The sequence below is a fragment of the Micromonospora sp. NPDC047521 genome (assembly GCF_055587305.1).
The window spans coordinates 276739-296956 of the sequence record NZ_JBVJGN010000005.1; the positions used below are offsets into that span (position 1 = coordinate 276739).

Genomic DNA, 20218 nt, shown 5'->3' on the forward strand with positions numbered 1-20218 from the left:
GATGGAAACGAGCCCATCCGTTCAGTACGGCGGAACTTGGCGACGGCGATCGCCCGTCGTCCGAGCACTGCTCGCCGGCGCGTTCAGCGTCGTGACCGTGGCCGCCGTCGCGGTGATGATGCCCTCGGCGAACGCCGCCGCGACCACGCTCGGCGCGGCCGCCGCGCAGTCGGGCCGGTACTTCGGCACCGCCATCGCGGCGGGCCGGCTAGGCGATTCCACGTACAGCACGATCGCGGCGCGTGAGTTCAACATGATCACGGCCGAGAACGAGATGAAGCCGGAGGCGACGCAGCCCCAGCGGGGCCAGTTCAACTTCAGCTCCGGTGACCAGATCTACAACTGGGCGACCCAGCGTGGCCTGAAGGTCCGTGGGCACACCCTGGCCTGGCACGCGCAACAGCCGGGGTGGATGCAGAGCCTCAACGGCAGCAACCTGCGCCAGGCGATGATCGACCACATCAACGGCGTGATGGGCCACTACCGGGGCAAGCTCGCCGCCTGGGACGTGGTCAACGAAGCGTTCAACGAGGACGGCAGTCGGCGGTCGTCGAACCTCCAGGGCACCGGCAACGACTGGATCGAGGTGGCGTTCCGGACCGCGCGGGCCGCCGACCCGAACGTGAAGCTCTGCTACAACGACTACAACATCGAGAACTGGTCGTACGGCAAGACGCAGGGCGTCTACCGCATGATCCAGGACTTCAAGTCCCGTGGCGTGCCGATTGACTGCGTCGGACTGCAGACCCACTTCACCGGCGGCAGCTCGCTGCCGAGCAACTTCCAGACCACGCTGTCCAGCTTCGCCGCACTCGGCGTGGACGTCGCGCTGACCGAGGTCGACGTCACCAACTCCTCCACCACCCAGTACGCCGGGCTGACCCAGGCGTGCCTGAACGTGCCGCGCTGCATCGGCATCACCGTGTGGGGCGTACGCGACAGTGACTCCTGGCGCTCCAACGAGAGCCCGCTGCTCTTCGACGGTGGCGGCAACAAGAAGGCCGCGTACAACTCGGTCCTCAACGCGCTCAACGCGGCCCCCCCGACCACGACCCCGACCGCGACGCCAACCGCGACCCCGACCGCGACCCCGCCGCCGAGCGGCGGTGCCGGGCGGATCGTCGGCGTGCAGTCGGGCCGCTGCATCGACGTACCGAACGCCACCCAGAACAACGGCACCCGGGTGCAGCTCTACGACTGCAACGGTCAGACGAACCAGCAGTGGACGTACACCAGCAACAAGCAGCTGCGGGTCTACGGCAGCAAGTGCCTGGACGCGAACGGCGCGGCCACCGCCAACGGCACCGGAATCATCATCTGGGACTGCAACAGCGGGGCGAACCAGCAGTGGAACATCAACTCCAACGGCACCATCAGCGGCGTCCAGTCCGGCCGGTGCCTGGACGTCTGGGGCACCGGCAACGGCCAGCAGGTCCAGCTGTACGACTGCCACGGGCAGTCCAACCAGCAGTGGCGGACCGACTTCGGTGGCACCACGCCGCCGACGTCGACCCCGCCGACGTCCACCCCGCCGACCACCACGCCGCCGCCGACGGGTGGCTGCGCGCTGCCGTCGACCTACCGGTGGTCGTCGACAGGCGCGCTGGCGAACCCGCAGAACGGGTGGGTGTCGGTCAAGGACTTCACAAACGTGGTCTACAACGGCAAGCACCTGGTCTACGCGTCCAACGTCAACAGCAGCGGCCAGTACGGCTCGATGAACTTCGGGTTGTTCACCAACTGGTCCGACATGGCCTCGGCCAGCCAGACCGGGATGAGCCAGGGCACGGTGGCGCCCACGCTGCTGTACTTCGCCCCGAAGAACATCTGGGTGCTGGCGTACCAGTGGGGACCGACCTCGTTCAGCTACAAGACGTCGAGTGACCCGACGAACGCCAACGGCTGGTCCTCGGCGCAGACGCTGTCCACCGCCACCCTCTCGGACGCGCCCTACGGCGTGATCGACCAGACCCTCATCGGCGACGACCAGAACATGTACCTGTTCTTCGCCGGGGACAACGGCAAGATCTACCGGTCGAGCATGCCGCTGGGGAACTTCCCGGGCAGCTTCGGCTCGACCTACACGACGATCATGTCGGACTCGACGAACAACCTGTTCGAGGGCGTCGAGGTCTACAAGGTGCAGGGCCAGAACCAGTACCTCATGATCGTCGAGGCGATCGGCGCGAACGGCCGCTACTTCCGGTCGTTCACGTCCAACAGCCTGAGCGGCTCGTGGACCCCGCAGGCCGCCACCGAGAGCAACCCCTTCGCCGGCAAGGCCAACAGCGGCGCGACGTGGACCAACGACATCAGTCACGGCGACCTGGTCCGCACCAACCCCGACCAGACCAAGACCGTCGACGCCTGCAACCTGCAGATGCTGTACCAGGGCAAGAACCCCAGTGCGGGAGGCGACTACAACCTGCTGCCGTGGCGGCCGGGTGTGTTGACCCTCCAGCGCTAGGCGTCACTGGATTCGGAGAACAGGGGCGTGCCCGGCACCGCACGGTGCCGGGCACGCCCGCCCGGGATCTGCCATGGGGTGGCATCGCTCGCCTGTACCCAAGATCTCGCCACGGCCCCGGGATAAGCACGCGGGATTCGGGGCAAGGCACCAGTGTGGTGGAGCTGCTGACCGTGGGGCACGGTACGGCCGACCGGGTGCGGCTGGGGGACCTGCTGACCGGGGCCGGGGTGGCCCTGGTCGTGGACGTGCGCAGGTACCCGGCCAGCCGCACCAACCCGGACGTCCGCCGCGAGGAGTTGGAGCGGTGGCTCCCCGAGTTCGGGATCGACTACCGCTGGGACCCACGCCTGGGCGGGCGGCGGCACATCCCCTCCGGCGAGCCGGAGCCGGACACCTGGTGGAACGTCGCAGCGTTCCGGGCATACGCCGCCTACACGCGCACGCCGGAGTTCGACGTGGCGCTCACCGAGGTGCTGGCCGACGCGACCCGGCGGACCACCGCCGTGATGTGCAGCGAGAGCCTCTGGTGGCGCTGCCACCGTCGACTCATCGCCGACGTCACAGCCCTCGGCCGGGGAATGCCTGTCGCGCACCTCATGCCGGAGGGCCGGATCAGCTCCCACCAGCCCGCCGAGGGTGCCCGCCGGCTCCCCGACGGCCACCTGTGCTGGGACGGCTGACGCGCCCGCTCACTCCACGAGATCGTCGGCGAGCAGGTCCATCAGCAGGCCGTCGTGCCAGCGGCCGTCCTCGCCGCGCTCGTAGCGCCGCAGCACACCTACCGGACGGAAACCCGCCTTGGCGTACGCGCGGATGGCGGCGCTGTTCGCCGCCGCCGGGTCGACTGTGAACCGGTGGTGGCCGTACTCGTCGACGAGGTGCCGGGCCAGGGTGCGGATGGCGTCCCCACCGAGGCCCTCGCCGCGGACCGCCGGGTCGAGGAAGATGTCCAGGCTGGCGTGGCGGTAGTCCGGGTCGGACTCGGCGTACCACTGGATCGCGCCGACCACCCGGCCGTCGTGCTCGATGGCGTACAGGGCCAGGTCGTCGTCGCCGAGGTCGGCGCGGACCGAGTCGGCCAGGTCGTCGCCGCCGCGCCACCACCGGCGTACCTCCGGGGCCGCCCGGATCGCCGCGAGGGCCGGCACGTCCTCGTCCGTCGCCGGTCGCAGGGTCACCGCCCGCCCTCGCAGCATCGGCTCAGCCCCGGATCTCGCCGTGCTCGACGCAGATCGCCGACCAGCCGACCGGCAGCACCTGCACCTTCATCCGACGACGACACGAATGGCAGTACCGGGGCGGCTCCAACCGGCGGGCCGACGCGCAGCCCGGATGGGCGCCGTCGGTCGCCGGCTCACCGCACCTGTCGCACCACACCTGCGTCGTCGTCATGGTCGTCACAGCGTGGCGGAGAGGGCCTTGACAGGCATCTTCAGCTCGTCGAGCAGGTCCAGGTCGGCTGTCGCCGGCCGACCCAGCGTGGTGAGGTAGTTACCGACGATCACCGCGTTGATGCCACCGAGCAGACCGTCGCGGGTGCCCAGGTCACCGAGGGTGATCTCCCGGCCGCCCGCGTACCGCAGGATGGTGCGCGGCATGGCCAGCCGGAACGCGGCGATGGCCCGCAGCGCGTCCTTGCCCTCCACCACCGGACGGTCGCCCAGCGGCGTGCCGGGGCGGGGGTTGAGGAAGTTGAGCGGCACCTCGTGCGGGTTCAACTCGGCGAGCTGCGCGGCGAACTCCGCCCGCTGCTCGACGGTCTCACCGAGGCCGAGGATGCCCCCGCAGCACACCTCCATGCCGGAGTCGCGGACCATCCGCAACGTCTCCCAGCGCTCCTCCCAGGAGTGCGTGGTGACCACGTTGGGGAAGTACGACCGGCAGGTCTCCAGGTTGTGGTTGTAGCGGTGCACGCCCATGTCGACCAGGTCGTCGACCTGCTCCTGGGAGAGCATGCCCAGCGACGCGGCGACCTGGATGTCCACCTCGGCCTTGATGGCGGCCACGCCCTCGCGCATCTGCTTCATCAGCCGCGCGTCCGGGCCGCGTACCGCCGCCACGATGCAGAACTCGGTCGCCCCGGTCTTCGCGGTCTGCTTCGCCGCCTCGACAAGCGACGGGATGTCCAGCCAGACCGACCGCACCGGCGAGGTGAACAGCCCGGACTGGGAGCAGAAGTGGCAGTCCTCCGGGCAACCGCCGGTCTTCAGCGAGACGATCCCCTCGACCTCGACCTCCGGGCCGCACCAGCGCATCCGCACGTCGTGGGCGAGTTGGAGGGCTGCGGGCAGGTGCTCGTCGGGCAGACTGAGCACGGCGAGAATGCCGGCCTGGTTGAGGCCGACACCGTCACCCAGGACCTGGGTCCGGGCCTGGTCGAGGATCTCTGGCATGGCTCGTACCCTACAAGGCCTCCCGATCAGCCGGAATGACCCGCCGTCCCCAGGCCCTCGCACCGAGTGGATCCGTCGGGCCGCTGGCGGCGGGTGGTAATTTCGCCCGGCGGGTGTCGGCGTGACCGGCGCGGACAGCGGCGAAGGGGTGACGGTGGCGGACTGGCTGGCGGCGCTCGACCGCCGCGCGGACCTGCGGGCGAAGGCCGGGCTGACCCGGCGGCTGCACCCGCGTCCCGCCGACGACGGCATGACCGACCTGGCCGGCAACGACTATCTCGGCCTGGCCACCCACCCGGAGGTCACCGGTGCCGCCGCGGCGGCCCTGTCGGCGTACGGGCTGGGGGCCACCGGGTCTCGGCTGGTACGCGGCTCGACCGACGCGCACCACGCGCTGGAGGCCGACCTGGCGGGGTGGCTGGGCACCGACGGCGCTCTCGTCTTCTCCTCCGGCTACCTGGCCAACCTCGGCGCGCTGCGGGCCCTCGTGCAACCCCGGACGCTGCTCGTCTCCGACGCGCACAACCACGCGTCCCTGATCGACGGGTGTCGCATCTCGGGCGCGGAGACAGTGGTCACCGCGCACGCCGACGTGGCTGCGGTCGCCGCGGCGCTCGCGGCGGCCCCGGGCCGCCCGGCGGTCGTGGTGACCGAGTCGGTCTTCTCGGTCGACGGTGACCTCGCCCCGCTGACCCGGCTGCACGCGGTGGCCCGCCGCCACGGCGCGCTGCTGCTCGTCGACGACGCGCACGCGCTCGGCGTGACAGGTCCGTCAGGCGCCGGCGCGGTCGCCGCCGCCGGGCTGGCCGGCGAACCGGACGTGGTGGTCACCGCCACCCTGTCCAAGGCGCTGGGCGGTGCGGGGGGAGTGGTCGCCGGCCCGGCCGAGTTCGTCAGGCACCTGGTCGAGACCGGGCGTACGTTCATCTTCGACACGGCGCTGCCGCCGGCGGTCGCCGCCGGGGTGCACGCCGCGTTGCGGCTGGCCCGGGCCGGGGACGACGGGCGTGCCGAGCTGGCCGGCCGGGTGGCGCTGGCGGTCGGTCGGCTGCGCGCCGCCGGGTTGGCCGTGTCCGCTCCGGACGCGGCGGTGATCTCGGTGACCGCCCCCGGTCCGGACGCGGCGACCGCCTGGGCCGCCGCCTGCCGGGACCGGGGCGTCGCGGTGGGTTGCTTCCGGCCGCCGTCCACCCCGGACAGCCGGTCCCGCCTGCGGCTCACGGTCAGCGCCGGGGTGCCCCGGGCGGCCTTCGAGCGGGCCCTGGACGTCGTCGTGGAGTGTGCGCCAGTGCCGGCGAGGGATACCGAGGTGGTCGCGTGAGTGCCTGGCAGGGAGTGGTGCTGGTCACCGGCACCGACACCGAGGTCGGCAAGACCGTGGTGACCGCGGCGATCACGGCAGCCGCGCAGGCCGCCGGACTGCGGGTGGCAGTGGTCAAACCGGGCCAGACGGGTACGGCCAGCGGCGAACCGGGTGACGTGGACGCGGTGAACCGGCTCGCCGCGCCGCTGACCGGCCGTACGCTGGCCAGCTACCCGGATCCGCTGGCGCCGCTGGCCGCCGCCCGGGTGGCCGACCTGCCGCCGCTGGAGCTGTACACGGCGGTGGACGCCGTACGCGACGAGACCGACAAGCACGACCTGGTGCTGGTGGAGGGCGCCGGTGGGCTGCTGGTGCCGATGGGCCTGCGCCCGTCGGGCGAGCCGTGGACGATGGCCGACCTGGCGGTGTCGCTCGGCGCGCCAGCGGTGGTGGTCGCCCGCGCCGGCCTGGGCACGCTCAACCACACCGCGCTGACCCTGGAGGCGCTGGACCGGCGGGCGGTGCCGGCGGGCGTGGTGATCGGCGCCTGGCCGGCCACGCCGGAGCTGGTGCACTGGACGAACCTCACCGACCTGGTGCCGAACCTGCTCGGCGCGGTGCCCGACGGCGCCGGCGCCATGGACCCGGGCGTGTTCCGGCGGTCGGCGCCGGGCTGGCTCACCCCGGCCCTGCACGGGGTGCTCGACGACTGGCGGACCTGGGCCGAGGAGAGCAGCTGAACACCTGACTTTCGTCGGTGTCCGGGCAGGTCGGGCGTGGGTAGCCTGACCGCCGTGAGGATTCTGGACCGCCCGGCGCCCGGTGCGCCGCGGCGGGTGTCCCGGTGGCGGCGTCCACTGCTGGACGTGCTGCTCTGGGCGGTGGTCGCCGCCCCGATAGCCGGCGCCAGGTTGAGCCCGCCGTCCCCGCCGTGGGACGTCGCGATGCTTGTCGGTTCGCTGTCGGTGCTGGCGGTGGCCGTGGTGTCGGCGCGGCGCTGGCCGCTTGTCGGACTGCTGCTGGCGGTGCTCGGCTCGTTGGTGGACGGCAACTTCGTCTTCGCGATCCCGGTGTTCAGCTATCTGACCGGCCGCCGCAGCGCTGGCGCGACGCCGGCCGCGGTGGTCTTCGGTGTGATCGCGGTCGGCGGCACGGTGCTGAACCTGGGGCTGCTCGGCACCGGCGCGGCCACCTGGTTCCTGCTGGCCTCGGTGCTGCTGTTCGCAGGCGTGTTCCCCTGGCTGGTGGGCCGGTACCGTCGCCAGCAGCGGGAGCTGACCGACGCCGCCCGCCGCCACGTCGAGGCGTCGACCCGCGAGCGGCGGGGCGCCGCCGAGCGGATCCGGTTGCGGGAGCGGGCCCGCATCGCCGAGGAGATGCACGACTCGCTGGGCCACGACCTCAGCCTGATCGCGTTGCGGGCCGCCGCCCTGGAGCTGGCCGACGACCTGCCGCCGGCGCACCGGGCGGCGGTGGGTGAGCTGCGGGCCAGTGTGGCGGCGGCGACCGAGCGGCTGCACGACATCATCGGGGTGCTGCGCGAGGAGGGCCGCCCGGCCGGCGTCGCGCCGGTGGGGGAGACAGTCGTCGACCTGGTCGACGGGGCGCGGGAGGCCGGGATGGCGGTCCGGTTGGATGTCGAGGCCGGCGCCGCCGAGCCGCCCGGGATGACCGGGGCCGCCGCGCACCGGGTGGTCCGGGAGGCGCTCACCAACGCGGCCCGGTACGCCCCGGGCGCCCCGGTCACCGTCACCCTCGCCCCCGAAGGGGACGGGATCGAGGTGCGGGTACGCAACGGGCCGTCGCCCGCCGACCGGCCGCCCGTACCGGCGTCCTCGGGCAGCGGGCTGCTCGCCCTCGCCGAGCGGGTACGGCTGGCCGGCGGCGTGCTGGACACCGGCCCGTGCCCCGACGGTGGTTTCCAGGTGCGGGCCCGGCTGCCCCTGCCCGCCGACCCGTCCACAGGCGTGCCGGCCGGAGGGTGGTCCGCGGCTCCCCTCGACCCGGACGCGGGTGACGACGACGGTGGGGTCGAGCGGCGGCTCGGTGAGGCCCGCCGCCGGGTCCGGCGCAGCCTGGTGACCGCGCTCGCCGCCCCGGCCGGTCTGGCGCTGGTGCTGTCGCTCGTCTACTACCCGTTCGCCACGGCCGGCACGGTGCTGAGCGAGTCGGTGTACGACCGGATGCGGCCCGGGACCCCGCGCGCCGACCTGCCCGGATTGCCCCGCCGACAGCTCACCGGGCCGCTCGGGACGTCGGAGCCGGGCTGCGAGTACTACACCGACGGCAATTTCCCGCTCGCCGCGCCGACGTGGCGGCTCTGCTTCACCGACGGCCGGCTGGCCAGCAAGGAGCGGATCACGCAGTGATCACCGAAACGAGCGGACAGGTGCGGGTGGTCCTCGCCGACGACGAGGCGATGATCCGGGCGGGTGTCCGGGCCATCCTCGCCACCGATCCCGGCATCGAGGTGGTCGCCGAGGCCGGCGACGGGCACACGGCGGTGGAGCTGGTCCGTGCGCACCGGCCCCGGGTGGCGTTGCTGGACATCCGGATGCCGAGGATGGACGGGCTGGCCGCCGCCGCCGAGATCCGCCGGGTCGTGCCGGAGACCGCGACGATCATGCTGACCACGTTCGGCGAGGACGACCACGTGGCCCGGGCGCTCGGGCACGGCGCCAACGGGTTCCTGCTCAAGGCCGGCGACCCGCGTGAGCTGATCGCCGGCGTGCACGCGGTCGCCGACGGTGGGGCGTACCTGTCGCCGCGGGTGGCCCGGCGGGTGATCGAGCTGGGCGCGGGGCGGTTGGCCCGTCGACCGGCCGCGCGGGACCGGACCGCCGGGTTGACCGAGCGGGAACGGGAGGTGCTGGCGCTGGTCGGGGCGGGGCTGTCCAACGCGGAGATCGCCCGCCGGCTGCATCTGGTGGAGGGCACCGTGAAGAGCTACCTGACAAGCATCTTCACCCGGCTGGACGTGCGGAACCGGGTGCAGGCGGCGATCCTCGCGTACGAGGCGGGGCTGGTCGACGGCTGAGCGGGGGCTGGTCCGGCCCCCGCTCAGCGACTCAGGCGTCGCGCCGGCGCAGCGCGGCACGGCCCAGCAGCAGCGCCGCCGCGGCCCAGCCGGCGAGCAGGAGCAGCCCGACCGCGCCGGGGTACGGGTCGGTGTCGCCGGCCAGGAAGTGCCCGCCGGCCATCCCGGGGAACACGTCGGCGATCCGGTTGAGCACGGCGATGTCCGGCTCCTGCAGGGACAGCGGCACGATCATCAGCGTGGCGAGGAGCACGATGATCGTGAGCACCGCGCTGCGCAGCGCCGCACCGAGACCCAACGCGAGGACGCCGACAAGCGCCAGGTAGGTCGCCACCGCCACGATGTCGCCGATCGTGTCGGCGGCCGGCGCGGTGCCCCACTCGCCGAGGACCGGCCGGGCGACCACTGTGCCGACACCGCCCAGCAGCAGCCCGAGCACGAAGGTCACCGCACCGGCGACCACGGCCTTGGCCAGCAGTACGCGACCGCGCGACGGGGTGCACTGCAGGGTGGTCCGGATGGTGCCGCTGGTGAACTCGGCGGTGACCGCCAGCAGGCCCAGCGCCAGCACCGCGTACTGGGTCAGCTCGACCGCGTCGATCACCACACTGCCGACGGTGACGACACCCGCGTTGTCGGTGAGGTCGTCGTTGGTGTTGCCGTTGGCGACGTAGATGGCCAGCTGCCCGGCGCTCGCCGCCATCAGCAGCAGCCCGGCCAGGACGGTCCACCAGGTGCTCCGGACCGAGGAGAGCTTGGTCCACTCGGCGGCCACCGCGCCGCGCAGAGAGCCGTTCATCGGGTGCCACCTCCGGTCGGGCCGCCCGCGTACTCGACGCTGTCGGCGGTCAGCTCCATGAACGCCTGCTCCAGCGAGGCGCCGTGCGCGCTCAGCTCGTGCAGTCGTACCCCCAGCTCGTGTGCCAGGTCGCCGACGCGGTCGGCGGTGGTGCCGGTGACGGTCAGCTCGTCCGGGCCGGCCGGCTCGACGGTGGCCCCGGCGGCGGTGAGGTGCGCGGCCAGGGTGGCCAGGCCGTCCGGGTGCGGGCTGCGGACGCGGACCGCCACCCCGCTGCCCGCGATCACCTCGGCGACCGGGGCGTCGGCGAGCAGCCGGCCCCGGCCGATCACCACGAGCTGGTCGGCGGTGAGCTGCATCTCGCTCATCAAATGGCTGGAGACGAAGACGGTACGTCCCTCGTCGGCCAGCGAGCGGGTGAGCTGACGGACCCAGCGCACCCCGTCCGGGTCGAGGCCGTTGACCGGCTCGTCGAACATCAGCACCGGCGGGTCGCCGAGCAGCGCGCCGGCGATGCCGAGCCGTTGGCCCATGCCGAGCGACAGGGTCCGGCCGGGTTTCCCGGCGGCCGGTCCGTCCAGCCCGACGATGTCCAGCACCTCGTCGACCCGCCCGGCCGGGATCCCGTTGCTGCGGGCCATGGCCAGCAGGTGCGCCCGTCCGGACCGGGCCGGGTGGATGGCGCGGGCGTCGAGAAGCGCGCCCACCTCGCGCAGCGGCCGGCGCAGCTCCCGGTACGGCCGTCCGCCGACGAGGGCCTGCCCGGCGGTGGGCCGGTCCAGTCCGAGGATCATCCGCATGGTGGTGGACTTGCCGGCGCCGTTGGGGCCGAGGAACCCGGTGACCCGGCCGGGTGCGACGTCGACGGTCAGGGCGTCGACAGCGACTGTCGCACCGAACCGTTTCGTCAACCCACGTAATGTGATCATGCGGTGACGGTAGGCGTGCGGGAGGTCGTCCCACCGCGCCCGAACGGCACCACCCGACCCTTACTTTGGTCAGGTCAGCGGCAGGTAGTCCTCCAGCAGCGCCGGCGTGAGCCCGGCCCGGTGGATCGCCTTCAACGCTCCCAGCAGGTCATCCATGAGTGCCGGCCGGAAGTGCATGAGCAGCACGTCGCCGGGGCGTACGACCTTCTCCGGGGTCTGGTAGCGCACCTTCCCCTCGTGGACGGTCTCGGACCAGTGGAAGACCGCCCTCATGCCGCAGTCGTGCGCCGCCCGCAGGGTGCTGGCGTCGCGGTTGCCGAACGGCGGGCGGAACAGGGTGGGTCGCCTGCCGAACAGGGTCTCCAACCGGTCCGCCGCCCCGCAGATCTCCTGCCTCTGGAAGGCGTACGACCGGCCGGCCAGCGAGGTGTGCGTGATCGTGTGGTTCTCGACGACCCCACCGGCCGCCTCGATCTGCCGGAAGTAGTCGGTGTGCTCCTGCGCCGCAGGCGAGTTGAGGAACATCGTGACCGGGATGCGCGCCTCCCGGATGAAGTCGATCACGGCGGGTGGTCGGGCCAGCCCGCCGTCGTCGATGGTGATGAAGGCGACAGGCTGCTCGGTCGGCAGTCGGTGCCAGAACGGGGCCGGCCCGGTCGCCGGCAGCGGCACCGGCTGCGGTGGCGGCGCGGGCGGGAACGTCGGCACCTGGGACACGTACCAGGCCAGGCTCCCCGGTGTGGGCTTTGCCGTGGGCGACGGCGAGGCCGACGGCGTCGGGGCGGACGGGGTCGGCAGCGGGGTCGTGGCGATCCGGCGCGCGTGGAACGTCGGCCCGGCTGTGCAGGCACTCAGCGCCAACAGAGCCAGAAGCGTTGTTACGACACGGATCCGACGGGAAGGGGTGGCGGACACGCCCGGAAACATACCGAGTGGAGATCAGCCCGGGGGCCGCCGCACCACGAAGGCGTCAGGCATCCGGAAGGTGAGATTGTCCGGACACCAGGGCGGGCGGACGACCCGGATCCCGTCCAGCAGCGGCGCGGCCTCGGCCACCACGACTGCCGCCTCCATCCGGGCCAGCACGTCACCGACGCAGCGGTGCGCGCCCGCCCCGAACGCCAGGTGCCGGCGCGATCCGCGCTGGCCGGGGCGGAACTCGTCGGGCGACTCGACGACCGCCGGATCGCGCCCGGCGCGGCCCAGCCACAGCACGAGGCTGGTGCCCGCCGGCACGTCCGTCCCGCCAAGCGTGCCGTCCACCGCCGCCACCCGCCGCCACGTGACGATCGGCGGTTCCAGCCGCAGGCCCTCCTCCACCACGTCGGCGACCGCGACCTCGCCGGTCCGCAGCCCGTCCCGTACCGCCGGTTCGCCGGCGAGCCGGTGCAGCAGCAGGGTGAGGAACTGCGAGGTCGTCTCCTGCCCGGCGACCAGCAGGAAGAAGAGCGCACCTACCACCACGTCCGGTGGATGCCCGGCGGCGCGCAGGTCGCCGGCAAGCCCACCGCCGGTGGCCGCGAAGTCGCGCAGGACGCCGTGGAACCTGCCCACCTCGTCGGCGAGCGCCACCTGCCGGTCGGCGTCCAGCGGCGCCCAGAACAACTCCAGCGCGGCCCGGGCGAACTCCTTGACCGCACCGACCGGCGCGTCCGGCAGCTCCACCAGCCGGGCCAGCACCAGCAGCGGCAGGTCGGCGGCGAGATCGGCGTACAGGTCGACGGGCCGGCCGGCGTCGAGCGTGGCGCCGAGCCGGGCGACCCGGTCCCGCACCAGCGCGGTGAGCCACTGCCGCTGCGCGGCGACCCGCGCGGGATGCAGCGCGTCCGCCACGATCGCCCGGATCGCCGGATGGCTGGCGCCCGAGTTGTTCGCGAGGGTCGGCGGCAGCCGGAACCGGTGCCCGGCGAGCATCCGCAGCGCCGTCACAGGCATCGGCGTCACCGCGTCCAGCGCGTTGTCCGGCCGGTAGCTGAGCGGATCCGCGAGGACCTGCCGGACCAGCGCGTGCCTGGTGACGACCAGATGGCGTACGCCGACGTGGTCGGTCACCTCGACGACGTCCGGCCCGGGTGCCTCGACCGCGGACTCCCAGCTCCGGAACAGCACGCCGACACGCTAGCGGGCGGCTCCCGGCAGCCCGGCGCGCAACTGCCAGACGGTGGTGCGCTTCACCCGCACGCTCTCCAGCGCCTCCGGCACCGGCACGTCGTAGTGGGCCAACTCGTCGAAGCGGTCCCGGGGCAGGAACGCCCGACCGGGGTCACCGACAAGCGCCGGCGCACCGCCCCGGGCGGCGCGCAGCAGGAACCGCAGCACCCGACGGGCCATCGCGTCGCTGTAGAAGACGTCACCGGCGAGCACCACCTCGGCGTCCCCGGCGTCGCCGTCGAGGATGTCGCCGAACTCGGCGTCGACGCGTACCCCGTTGGCCTCGGCGTTGAGCGCGACGGCCGCGACGGCCAGCTCGTCCACCTCGACGGCCCGCACGGACGCGGCGCCGGCCCGGGCGGCGGCGATGGCCACCAGGCCGGAGCCGGAGGCCAGGTCGAGCACCCGGCGGCCGGCGACCACCTGCGGGTGGTCGGTCACGTAGCGGGCGAGGGCCTGCCCGCCGGCCCAGGCGAACGCCCAGAACGGGGGCGGACGGTCGGTGCTGAACTCGCCCTCGGTCAGCTCCCAGAGCCCGATCGGCTCGTCCGCCTGGTGCAGCCGCACCTCGGGAACGAACGGGACCGGGGCCAGCCGCGCGTGCAGCCGGACGAAGGTGCTGGAGAGCTCGGACACCTGCCCGATTGTTCCAGCGACCCGCCGCCCGGCGTGTCGCGGGGGAGTGGTGACCGGTTCACCACCGTCGGTGAAAACCCACCCCGTGCTTGCCGCCCGGTGCGAACACACCCGTCTGGTCGGGGCACCGGCCCGCTCCTAGCGTTGCCAGGTGGAGACGACCGAACGGAGGCGGCGGTGGTGACGGTGTGGCGGAACGCGCTGAGGGCCGGGGTGGTGCTGGCCGGCCTGACCGGGGCGTTGCTGACCCTGGCCGCACCGGCACAGGCGGCCTTCGCGACCGAGATGAGTGGCCTGCCGGCCCGGTTCACGGCCGGCGACCAGGTACGCACGATCTCCGCCGTGGTCTCGCAGACGGACCGGCGCGCCGGCTGCGCGAAGGTGCGCTGGTCGATGGTGCTCACCGTGCGGGGCATCCGACTCGACCAGGTGAAGATGGACCGGGTGGAGGAGAACGGCGACTTCCCGTTGGAGATCCGGACCGAGGGAGACGTGGCCCGGCTGACCGACCGGCAGCTCGACCCGGGCACCCTCTGCCCGGGCCGCACGGTCACGGCCCGCTACCGGGTGGCCTTCGACGAGGACGTCACCCAGGGGCGGATCACCCTCGCCGCCGAGGCGTACGACGCGAACCTGCGGCTGCTGGCCCGGCAGACCGCCACCCGTTCGGTGGTGGGGGTGGGCGCCACAGCCACCGCTTCGCCAAAGCCGAGCGCGACGCCGACGTCGAGCGAGCCGACTGGCGAGCCGGAGGAGGCGGCGAGCACGCCTGCCGACGAGCCCGTCGCGGACCAGCCGGTCGATGCCGCACCGCCCGCTGCCGGCCGTCCGGTCTCGCAGGCCGGCGGGTTCGGCCTGGTGCACGCCGCGTTCCTGCTCGGCGGCCTGCTGCTCTCGCTCGGGGTGGGGCTGCTGCTGCGACTGCGCCACCTGACCCGGGCCGCTGCCAGCGAGGCCGAGGAGCCGCCTGTGGACCGGCTCTGGGAACGGCCGGCACCCGCCGGCCGCTGGTGACCGCCCGCCGCTGACGATCGGGTACGCCGGCGGCGGGCCGCCAGCCGTGGGGGCCGGCGGATCGCCGCCGGCCCCCACGGTGTCACCTGGTGAACGCCTGGAACTCGGCGATCCGGACCTGGTTGCGCGCCGGGCTGGCGGTCGCGCAGTCGGTCGTCGTGGCCGGGTCGTCGTCCTGCTCACCCGCGTAGTTCGGGCCGCCTGTGCACTGGCTGGCCAGCACCTCCAGCCGCAGGTGGGTGGCGACGGTGCTGGGCACCGTGAACGTCCGCAGGTTGATGTCCCGGCTGTACGCCCGGTACGCCCCGCCGGGGAACGCGTCGGCAGCACTCGTGTAGATCCGCTGCCAGCGCGACGGGTCCGCGCAGTCGGTGGTCCGGGCGTTGCACGCGGACACCGCGAACGAGCGCAGCGCGCTCAGCGCGTTCTGACTGCCGGCGTCGACGTCCCCGGCCACCGCGGGACGCAGCATCGCGCTGACGTTCACCCGCTTGACGGTCTGCGGCACGCCGCCCGGCAGCGCCACGGTGACCTGCCGCCCGGCCACCCCGTCCACCGAGGCCCAGTTCGTGGCCTCGGTGTCGTCGGCGATCCGGTCCAGGTTGACCCCGTCGCCGCTGATCGTGGCCCCGGACGTGGTGGACGCGAGGTTGCGGCTCAGCGACAGGTCGACAATTCCGCTCCGCCCGGCGTCGGCGACCACGCTGAGTCGCTGGTGCCCGAAGCCGGGCGCCACCGCCAGCAGGTCGTACGTGCCGGCGACCATCTCCACCGTGTCCGGGATCGGGGTCGCCGGGTCGGTGTCCGCGATCGGCGTCGCCCGGGCCTCGTACGCCCCGACGTACACCCGGATCGGCGCGTCGGCGCTGTCGCCGCGCGGGCGCAGGGTGAGCGTCGCGTTGCCGCCGCGCGGTGACGCGAAGCTCGGCGTCGGGTCGGTGTCGGCGGCGCCGTTGGTGACGGCGTCGCGGCCCATCCCGGAGCGGGCGAACTCCGCCCAGATCAGGTCCTGGTTCGCCCCGCCGAAGCGCAGCAGGTCGGCGGTGAGCATGTTGTCCCGCATGTCGAGCATGCTGACCTGGCTGGCCGCCTGGAGCAGGAACGAGTCGAAGACCAGCTGCGACCAGCGCCGGTTGCCGGGGCACCTGTCGGCGGCGACCTTGCCCTGCGCGCACTCCGCCTGCCGCTGGGGCGTGCCGAGGCCGTACCGCTTGACGAGTGCGGAGCGGACCCGGAAGTTGGTGGCGCCCCAGATCTCCCCGTCGGCGTGCACCGCCGGGCCTCCGGTGTTGTAGCCGATGTCCGAGTAGTTCAGCGGACTGCGGCTCAGGTCGTAGTTGCGGATGCCGCTGACCAGGTTGCCTGTCACGTAGCCGCCGGTGACGAAGGGCGTCTCGCCGGGCGCGCGCAGGCCGTTCTGGTAGAGGTACTCGGCGGCGAGCAGATCGCCCCAGGACTCGCCCATCGCCCCGCCCTGGTGGCCGCCGATCCCGCTGTCCGGGCCGGCGATCATCCGGTTGGTGATCGCGTGGGTGTACTCGTGGCCGATCACCGTCATGTCGTAGTCGCCGTCGACGCACGGCGGGTACGGTCCGCCCGCCTGCGGCTGCCACAGGTACATGTTGGTGGTCGGCGGCAGCCCGTCGCGCGGGGTGCCCTGGTTGGCGTTGTTCCGGTTGCCGGTCAACGCGCCCTGCTGGGCGCGGCCCTGCTCGGCGTCACCGCCCAGACCGGCCGGGGTGAGGTTGACCGCCTGGAGGTTCCACGCCGACTCGGTGAAGCCGAGCTGGTACGCCCAGTCGTGCATCCGGTTGTGCATGGCGAAGAGGTTGGCGATCGACGCGTCCGCGTCGTTGCGCTGCGCGGAGGTGAACACCTCCGGGTTGCACTTCGCCTGGTGCCACTGGTCCGTGAACGGGTACTCGTAGCGGCGCTCCGGACTGGTGGGCGCCGGGACGACAGGGGTGTTGTTGCCCCAGGACAGCACCGTGTTGGCCGAGTTGCCGCGCGAGGTGAAGGTGGGCGTGCCGGTGGCCGCGTCGACGTCCCACGGCTGGCCGGTGGCCGGGTCACGGAAGGCGGCCTGGCAACCGGGTGCCGGGTCGCCGCACCAGCGCACCCGGGGGTCCTGCCCGGGGCCGAGGTCGCGGGGCGGGGTGGCCGGGAAGACCGCCCAACTCGGGTTGTCGGAGTCGAAGTCGACGAGGTCCTCGCGGACGAGCACCTTCCCGGTGATGCCGTCCACGTAGGTGGTGAACGCGGCCGGGTGGTCGCTGTCGGCGCCGATGAGTGTCACCTCGTACGCGGACCGGGGGCCGTCCACCGGGGTGGGTACCGCAACGGCCCGCACGGTGTGGCTGGCGACCGCGCCGGCGTCGAGTCCCGCGTCGGCGAGCGCGGCGGCGTACGCCTGCTCGGCGGTGCGGGTGGCCGGCGCCGGCGTGCCGGTGTCACGCGCCAGCGAGGAGCTGACCGAGAGCACCGACCCGCCGGCGACGGCGACTGTGACGAGCCCGTCCGGCCCGGCGGGCAGGTCGCCGAAGCGTTGCCGGAGGGTGACCACGGCGCCGCTGCCGATGGGGCGTACCAGCACCCGTTCCATGGCGGCGACGGTGGGGGCGTCCATGCCGTAAAGGTCGCGGTTGGCGGTCAGGTAGGCGCGGGCGGCGGCCTCCGGGTCGGTGGGCAGCCCGGTGGCGAGGGGGGTGCGGCCGGGGCCGAGCGCCTGCGGGGTGCCGAGGCGGTTCCACCGCACGTCGGGGTCCGCGGCGCGGGCCAGGCCGCGCTGGCGGGCGTCGGGTGCCGCCGTACCGGTGCGGTTGTCGACGTCGGCGGGTTGGTGGCCCTCGGCGAACGGGCCGGACCTGCTCTCGGCGGACGGTGGGTTCGCGCTGGGGGCCGCGGTGCTCACGCCGGTGGGGAGCAACGCGGCGGCCGTGGCCGTCGTCGCCAGGATGGCGATGAGCCGGCGTCGACGCCGGCTCATCGGGGGTGACCACTCCGGTTGTGGCACGGGACCTCCTCGTGGGAGCGGGATGGCCGGCGGCTGCCGACCGACGCTGCGCGGTGACGCATGCGCATCTGTGGATATCAGTCGGCCGGGGGCGGGGCAAGGTCCGGAGCCTGTGCAATGTCGTCGGCCCGCCATTCGGCCGGCGGCCGGTCGCCGGAGCGGGTCAGTCCAGCTCGGTCGGGTCGAGGCCCAGTTCCCGGGCGGTGACCAGCCGGACCCATTCGCCGAACTGCCGGCGGGAGATCACCCGGTCGTGCACGGCGAGCTGCACGGCCAGGCCGTCCATCACCGCGCTGATCCGCCAGGCCGCCCCGTCCGGGTCGGCGCACTGGAAGGTGCCGTCGGCCACGCCGGCGGCGATGACCGCGGCCAGGTCCTGTCGCCAGCGCAGGTCGAGCCGGCGGGAGACCTTCTCCAGCTCAGGGGTACGCAGCGACTCGGACCAGCCGTCGATCCACATCGACCAGGAGGTGGCCCGCCCGGCCGGTGTGTAGAGCTTGAGGATTCGGCGGAGCTTTGTCAGCGGTGGGGCCGAGGACCGGGTCACCACGTCCAGTCGGGCGAGATCCTGCTCGACCGCGTACGCGAAGGCTTGTGAGAGCAACCGCTCCTTGGTGGCGAAGTGGTAGAAAACCAGTGCCTGACTCACGCCGGCGGCCTGCGCCACATCCGCCGTTCGGGTATTGGCCAGCCCGCGCTCCACGATCACGTCACAGGCGGTGCGCAGCAGGGCATCCAGGCGGATCTCGGCCGCACGTCTCGTCACGACCGTTACCGTAGCCCATCCGAGTGAACACGAACAGTTACCACCGCACCCTGATCCGCGCTGCGACAGTCGGAAGCCGGACACTTGCTCAGGCCCTCTTCGGTCGTTCTCCAAGGAGTGTCCGTCGAGGTCCGCCGGCACGAGCTGATGCGCGCGTACACCCTTCTCGCGACCTGCGACACGATGATGACGATGATTGCCTGATGGTTTCGGAGGGTGACCGTCCGCAACGAATTGCGGCATCAGGCCAGCCCCCTAGGAAGCCCCGCGGGATGTCGCTGGTCCCACCCGCGCCGAGGGTGAGACGCGCCGAGGCGACCCCGAGTTGGCAGTCGTTCACCGGCTCGGCTAAAGTTTTCATCCGTCACCCGGGAACGTCCGGGGGCGTGCGGACGTAGCGCAGCTGGTAGCGCATCACCTTGCCAAGGTGAGGGTCGCGGGTTCGAATCCCGTCGTCCGCTCGGAGCTGCCGCCACGCATGACGGGGGCAACCTCGGTGGGGTGGCCGAGAGGCGAGGCAACGGCCTGCAAAGCCGTCTACGCGGGTTCAAATCCCGTCCCCACCTCGGCAACAAGCACGGGCGATTGGCGCAGTGGGAGCGCGCTTCCTTGACACGGAAGAGGTCACTGGTTCAAACCCAGTATCGCCCACCACAGAGAACGGCTCGTCACCGAAAGCCCGGTGACGAGCCGTTCTGCTTATCCCTGGGCTCATCCGACGCTGAGCCGGTAACCGATCCCGCGAACGGTGTGCACGTGCAGGGTGTCGTCGGCGGCGCGCAGTTTGCGGCGTAACCGCTTGACGGCCGAGTGCAGGATCGACGTGTCGCCGAGGTACGCGCAGCCCCGGACCGACTCGCAGAGCCTCTCGTACGTCCAGACTCCGAGCGGTGCGGTGGCGAGTTGGGTGAGCAGGCGACGCTCGAGTCGGGTCAGGGCCAGCGGTTGTCCACGCCACGTCACCAGATGGCCGAGCGGGTCGATCGTGAGGTCACCGAGACTGGTCCGGCCGGCGGTGACGGCGGGAGCGGCTGCGGCGGGAGTGGGAACGGCTGCGGAGGTGGAGAGCCGCGCCGGCCGGCTGCTGGCCAGCGGGCCGATCATCGCCTGCAACTCCGCTAGGTCGGTGCAGATCACCAGGGTGCCGAGGCCGTTCAGGCGCCGCACCATCCGCTCGCGCACCGACACGTCGGCGGTCACGCAGAATACGAGGGACACATCGTCGATCACTGTTGTACCTCCCCAGGGCCAGTGAAAGACAGCGCTGTCTGAACGCTTGATTCGCGGCGCGCCAAGAACCTTCCGGACTTATGACCCTCTCAACCCCTGAGTAGGCAGCGATCGAGTCCAGCTGATGCGGAGTCGGCGGTCGCGGCGCCCTGGCGGCCTGGGCTCTGGTGGGACCGAGCCGGTTCCCCCGGCCGATCAATCGTTGCGCTCGCCATCAGGTGGCTGGTCAGGTACCGCCAACTCACCTGATTGCAAGCGAACTTCCGGGCACGGACGGGGCGTATTGGATGGGCCGGAACCGACCTGACCGGGGCGACAGGTCTCGACAAGTATCAACCCAAGACTCGTCTGCGGAACAGAAGGTTAGGGTTCGAATCCCTTCGGGCGCGCATAGCACCAGGTGAGCCTGGTTGGACAACGCTCAATGCTCCGGACGCTGAACCGGCTCTCCTTCCGCCCGGGATCGTGCCTGCGGAG

At 72.7% G+C, this 20218-nt stretch carries 18 protein-coding genes and 3 tRNA genes; 10 read left to right on the forward strand and 11 right to left on the reverse strand.

All coding sequences use genetic code 11. From position 1 onward, the window contains the following. Window position 1: 1 nt before the first annotated feature. Both ACZ6N8_RS14415 and ACZ6N8_RS14420 read left to right on the forward strand, forming a co-directional pair. Entirely contained in the window at window positions 2–2467 is a 2466-nt protein-coding gene (locus ACZ6N8_RS14415; RefSeq protein ID WP_466010179.1) for a non-reducing end alpha-L-arabinofuranosidase family hydrolase, read from the forward strand. A 158-nt stretch (window positions 2468–2625) separates the two neighbouring features. Next, a complete protein-coding gene (locus ACZ6N8_RS14420; protein ID WP_466010180.1) occupies window positions 2626–3150 on the forward strand; it encodes a DUF488 domain-containing protein in 525 nt (174 codons plus the stop codon). A gap of 9 nt (window positions 3151–3159) precedes the next feature. On the opposite strand, the gene ACZ6N8_RS14425 is transcribed toward ACZ6N8_RS14420, so the two are convergent. The 3 genes from ACZ6N8_RS14425 to bioB are packed head-to-tail and all read right to left on the reverse strand — an operon-like array spanning window position 3160 to window position 4863. Continuing rightward, window positions 3160–3666, reverse strand: a complete 507-nt coding sequence (locus tag ACZ6N8_RS14425) for a GNAT family N-acetyltransferase (protein WP_466010182.1) — start codon at window positions 3664–3666, stop codon at window positions 3160–3162. Between the two features lie 4 nt (window positions 3667–3670). After that, window positions 3671–3862 carry a biotin synthase auxiliary protein BsaP gene (bsaP, locus tag ACZ6N8_RS14430; RefSeq protein WP_466010184.1) on the reverse strand — a complete coding sequence of 64 codons (192 nt, stop codon included), beginning with the start codon at window positions 3860–3862 and terminating at the stop codon, window positions 3671–3673. A gap of 5 nt (window positions 3863–3867) precedes the next feature. After that, window positions 3868–4863, reverse strand: coding sequence for a biotin synthase BioB (bioB, locus tag ACZ6N8_RS14435; protein ID WP_466010186.1), 996 nt, complete (start codon window positions 4861–4863; stop codon window positions 3868–3870). Window positions 4864–5017: 154 nt separating this feature from the next. Between bioB and ACZ6N8_RS14440 the strand changes: the two genes are divergently transcribed. From ACZ6N8_RS14440 to ACZ6N8_RS14455, 4 genes are read left to right on the forward strand one after another with little or no spacing between them, the layout of a single operon-like run. Continuing rightward, entirely contained in the window at window positions 5018–6184 is a 1167-nt protein-coding gene (locus tag ACZ6N8_RS14440) for an 8-amino-7-oxononanoate synthase (protein WP_466010373.1), read from the forward strand. A 17-nt stretch (window positions 6185–6201) separates the two neighbouring features. Then, window positions 6202–6906: a dethiobiotin synthase gene (gene bioD / locus ACZ6N8_RS14445; RefSeq protein WP_364375032.1), complete on the forward strand. Its 705-nt coding sequence runs from the start codon at window positions 6202–6204 to the stop codon at window positions 6904–6906. A gap of 54 nt (window positions 6907–6960) precedes the next feature. After that, window positions 6961–8535: a histidine kinase gene (locus tag ACZ6N8_RS14450; RefSeq protein ID WP_466010188.1), complete on the forward strand. Its 1575-nt coding sequence runs from the start codon at window positions 6961–6963 to the stop codon at window positions 8533–8535. Next, window positions 8532–9203 carry a response regulator gene (locus tag ACZ6N8_RS14455; protein WP_466010190.1) on the forward strand — a complete coding sequence of 224 codons (672 nt, stop codon included), beginning with the start codon at window positions 8532–8534 and terminating at the stop codon, window positions 9201–9203. The genes ACZ6N8_RS14450 and ACZ6N8_RS14455 overlap by 4 nt, the downstream gene beginning before the upstream one ends. Window positions 9204–9234: 31 nt before the next feature. Here ACZ6N8_RS14455 and ACZ6N8_RS14460 read toward each other — a convergent pair whose 3' ends face one another. The 5 genes from ACZ6N8_RS14460 to ACZ6N8_RS14480 form a co-directional block, all read right to left on the reverse strand. Further along, window positions 9235–10002, reverse strand: a complete 768-nt coding sequence (locus tag ACZ6N8_RS14460; protein WP_466010191.1) for an ABC transporter permease — start codon at window positions 10000–10002, stop codon at window positions 9235–9237. Next, the gene (locus tag ACZ6N8_RS14465) at window positions 9999–10931 is read right to left on the reverse strand and encodes an ABC transporter ATP-binding protein (RefSeq protein WP_466010193.1); all 933 of its coding nucleotides are present in this window, start codon (window positions 10929–10931) and stop codon (window positions 9999–10001) included. Before ACZ6N8_RS14465 ends, ACZ6N8_RS14460 begins: the two co-directional genes overlap by 4 nt. A 69-nt stretch (window positions 10932–11000) precedes the next feature. Further along, window positions 11001–11846, reverse strand: coding sequence for a polysaccharide deacetylase family protein (locus ACZ6N8_RS14470; protein ID WP_466010195.1), 846 nt, complete (start codon window positions 11844–11846; stop codon window positions 11001–11003). 24 nt (window positions 11847–11870) lie between these two features. Then, a complete protein-coding gene (locus ACZ6N8_RS14475; protein WP_466010197.1) occupies window positions 11871–13040 on the reverse strand; it encodes a cytochrome P450 in 1170 nt (389 codons plus the stop codon). 9 nt (window positions 13041–13049) lie between these two features. Beyond that, the gene (locus tag ACZ6N8_RS14480; RefSeq protein WP_466010199.1) at window positions 13050–13718 is read right to left on the reverse strand and encodes a class I SAM-dependent methyltransferase; all 669 of its coding nucleotides are present in this window, start codon (window positions 13716–13718) and stop codon (window positions 13050–13052) included. 177 nt (window positions 13719–13895) lie between these two features. Between ACZ6N8_RS14480 and ACZ6N8_RS14485 the strand changes: the two genes are divergently transcribed. Continuing rightward, window positions 13896–14732 carry a hypothetical protein gene (locus ACZ6N8_RS14485; protein WP_466010201.1) on the forward strand — a complete coding sequence of 279 codons (837 nt, stop codon included), beginning with the start codon at window positions 13896–13898 and terminating at the stop codon, window positions 14730–14732. A gap of 82 nt (window positions 14733–14814) precedes the next feature. Here the strand turns inward: ACZ6N8_RS14485 and ACZ6N8_RS14490 are convergent, their stop codons facing one another. Further along, window positions 14815–17745: a M36 family metallopeptidase gene (locus ACZ6N8_RS14490; protein WP_466010203.1), complete on the reverse strand. Its 2931-nt coding sequence runs from the start codon at window positions 17743–17745 to the stop codon at window positions 14815–14817. Between the two features lie 163 nt (window positions 17746–17908). Beyond that, window positions 17909–18511: a TetR/AcrR family transcriptional regulator gene (locus tag ACZ6N8_RS14495; protein WP_377598857.1), complete on the reverse strand. Its 603-nt coding sequence runs from the start codon at window positions 18509–18511 to the stop codon at window positions 17909–17911. Window positions 18512–18899: 388 nt separating this feature from the next. On the opposite strand from ACZ6N8_RS14495, the gene ACZ6N8_RS14500 reads away from it, so the two are divergent. The 3 genes from ACZ6N8_RS14500 to ACZ6N8_RS14510 all read left to right on the forward strand — a co-directional run bounded on the left by ACZ6N8_RS14500 (window position 18900) and on the right by ACZ6N8_RS14510 (window position 19165). After that, window positions 18900–18972: transfer RNA gene (locus tag ACZ6N8_RS14500), tRNA-Gly, on the forward strand. A 34-nt stretch (window positions 18973–19006) separates the two neighbouring features. Beyond that, window positions 19007–19077: transfer RNA gene (locus ACZ6N8_RS14505), tRNA-Cys, on the forward strand. 13 nt (window positions 19078–19090) lie between these two features. Beyond that, window positions 19091–19165, forward strand: a tRNA-Val gene (locus tag ACZ6N8_RS14510). Window positions 19166–19222: 57 nt separating this feature from the next. Here ACZ6N8_RS14510 and ACZ6N8_RS14515 read toward each other — a convergent pair. Beyond that, on the reverse strand, window positions 19223–19699 hold the full coding sequence (locus tag ACZ6N8_RS14515) for a winged helix-turn-helix domain-containing protein (protein ID WP_466010375.1): 477 nt from the start codon (window positions 19697–19699) through the stop codon (window positions 19223–19225). Window positions 19700–20218: the final 519 nt, after the last annotated feature.

What these genes read in the sequence shown, in the direction of transcription:
- ACZ6N8_RS14425 (WP_466010182.1), bottom strand. Translation starts at nt 3,666, where the DNA reads ATGCTGCGAGGGCGGGCGGTGACCCTGCGACCGGCGACGGACGAGGAC.
- ACZ6N8_RS14460 (WP_466010191.1), bottom strand. Translation starts at nt 10,002, where the DNA reads ATGAACGGCTCTCTGCGCGGCGCGGTGGCCGCCGAGTGGACCAAGCTC.
- ACZ6N8_RS14465 (WP_466010193.1), bottom strand. Translation starts at nt 10,931, where the DNA reads ATGATCACATTACGTGGGTTGACGAAACGGTTCGGTGCGACAGTCGCT.
- ACZ6N8_RS14415 (WP_466010179.1), top strand. Translation starts at nt 2, where the DNA reads ATGGAAACGAGCCCATCCGTTCAGTACGGCGGAACTTGGCGACGGCGA.
- bioB (WP_466010186.1), bottom strand. Translation starts at nt 4,863, where the DNA reads ATGCCAGAGATCCTCGACCAGGCCCGGACCCAGGTCCTGGGTGACGGT.
- bsaP (WP_466010184.1), bottom strand. Translation starts at nt 3,862, where the DNA reads ATGACGACGACGCAGGTGTGGTGCGACAGGTGCGGTGAGCCGGCGACC.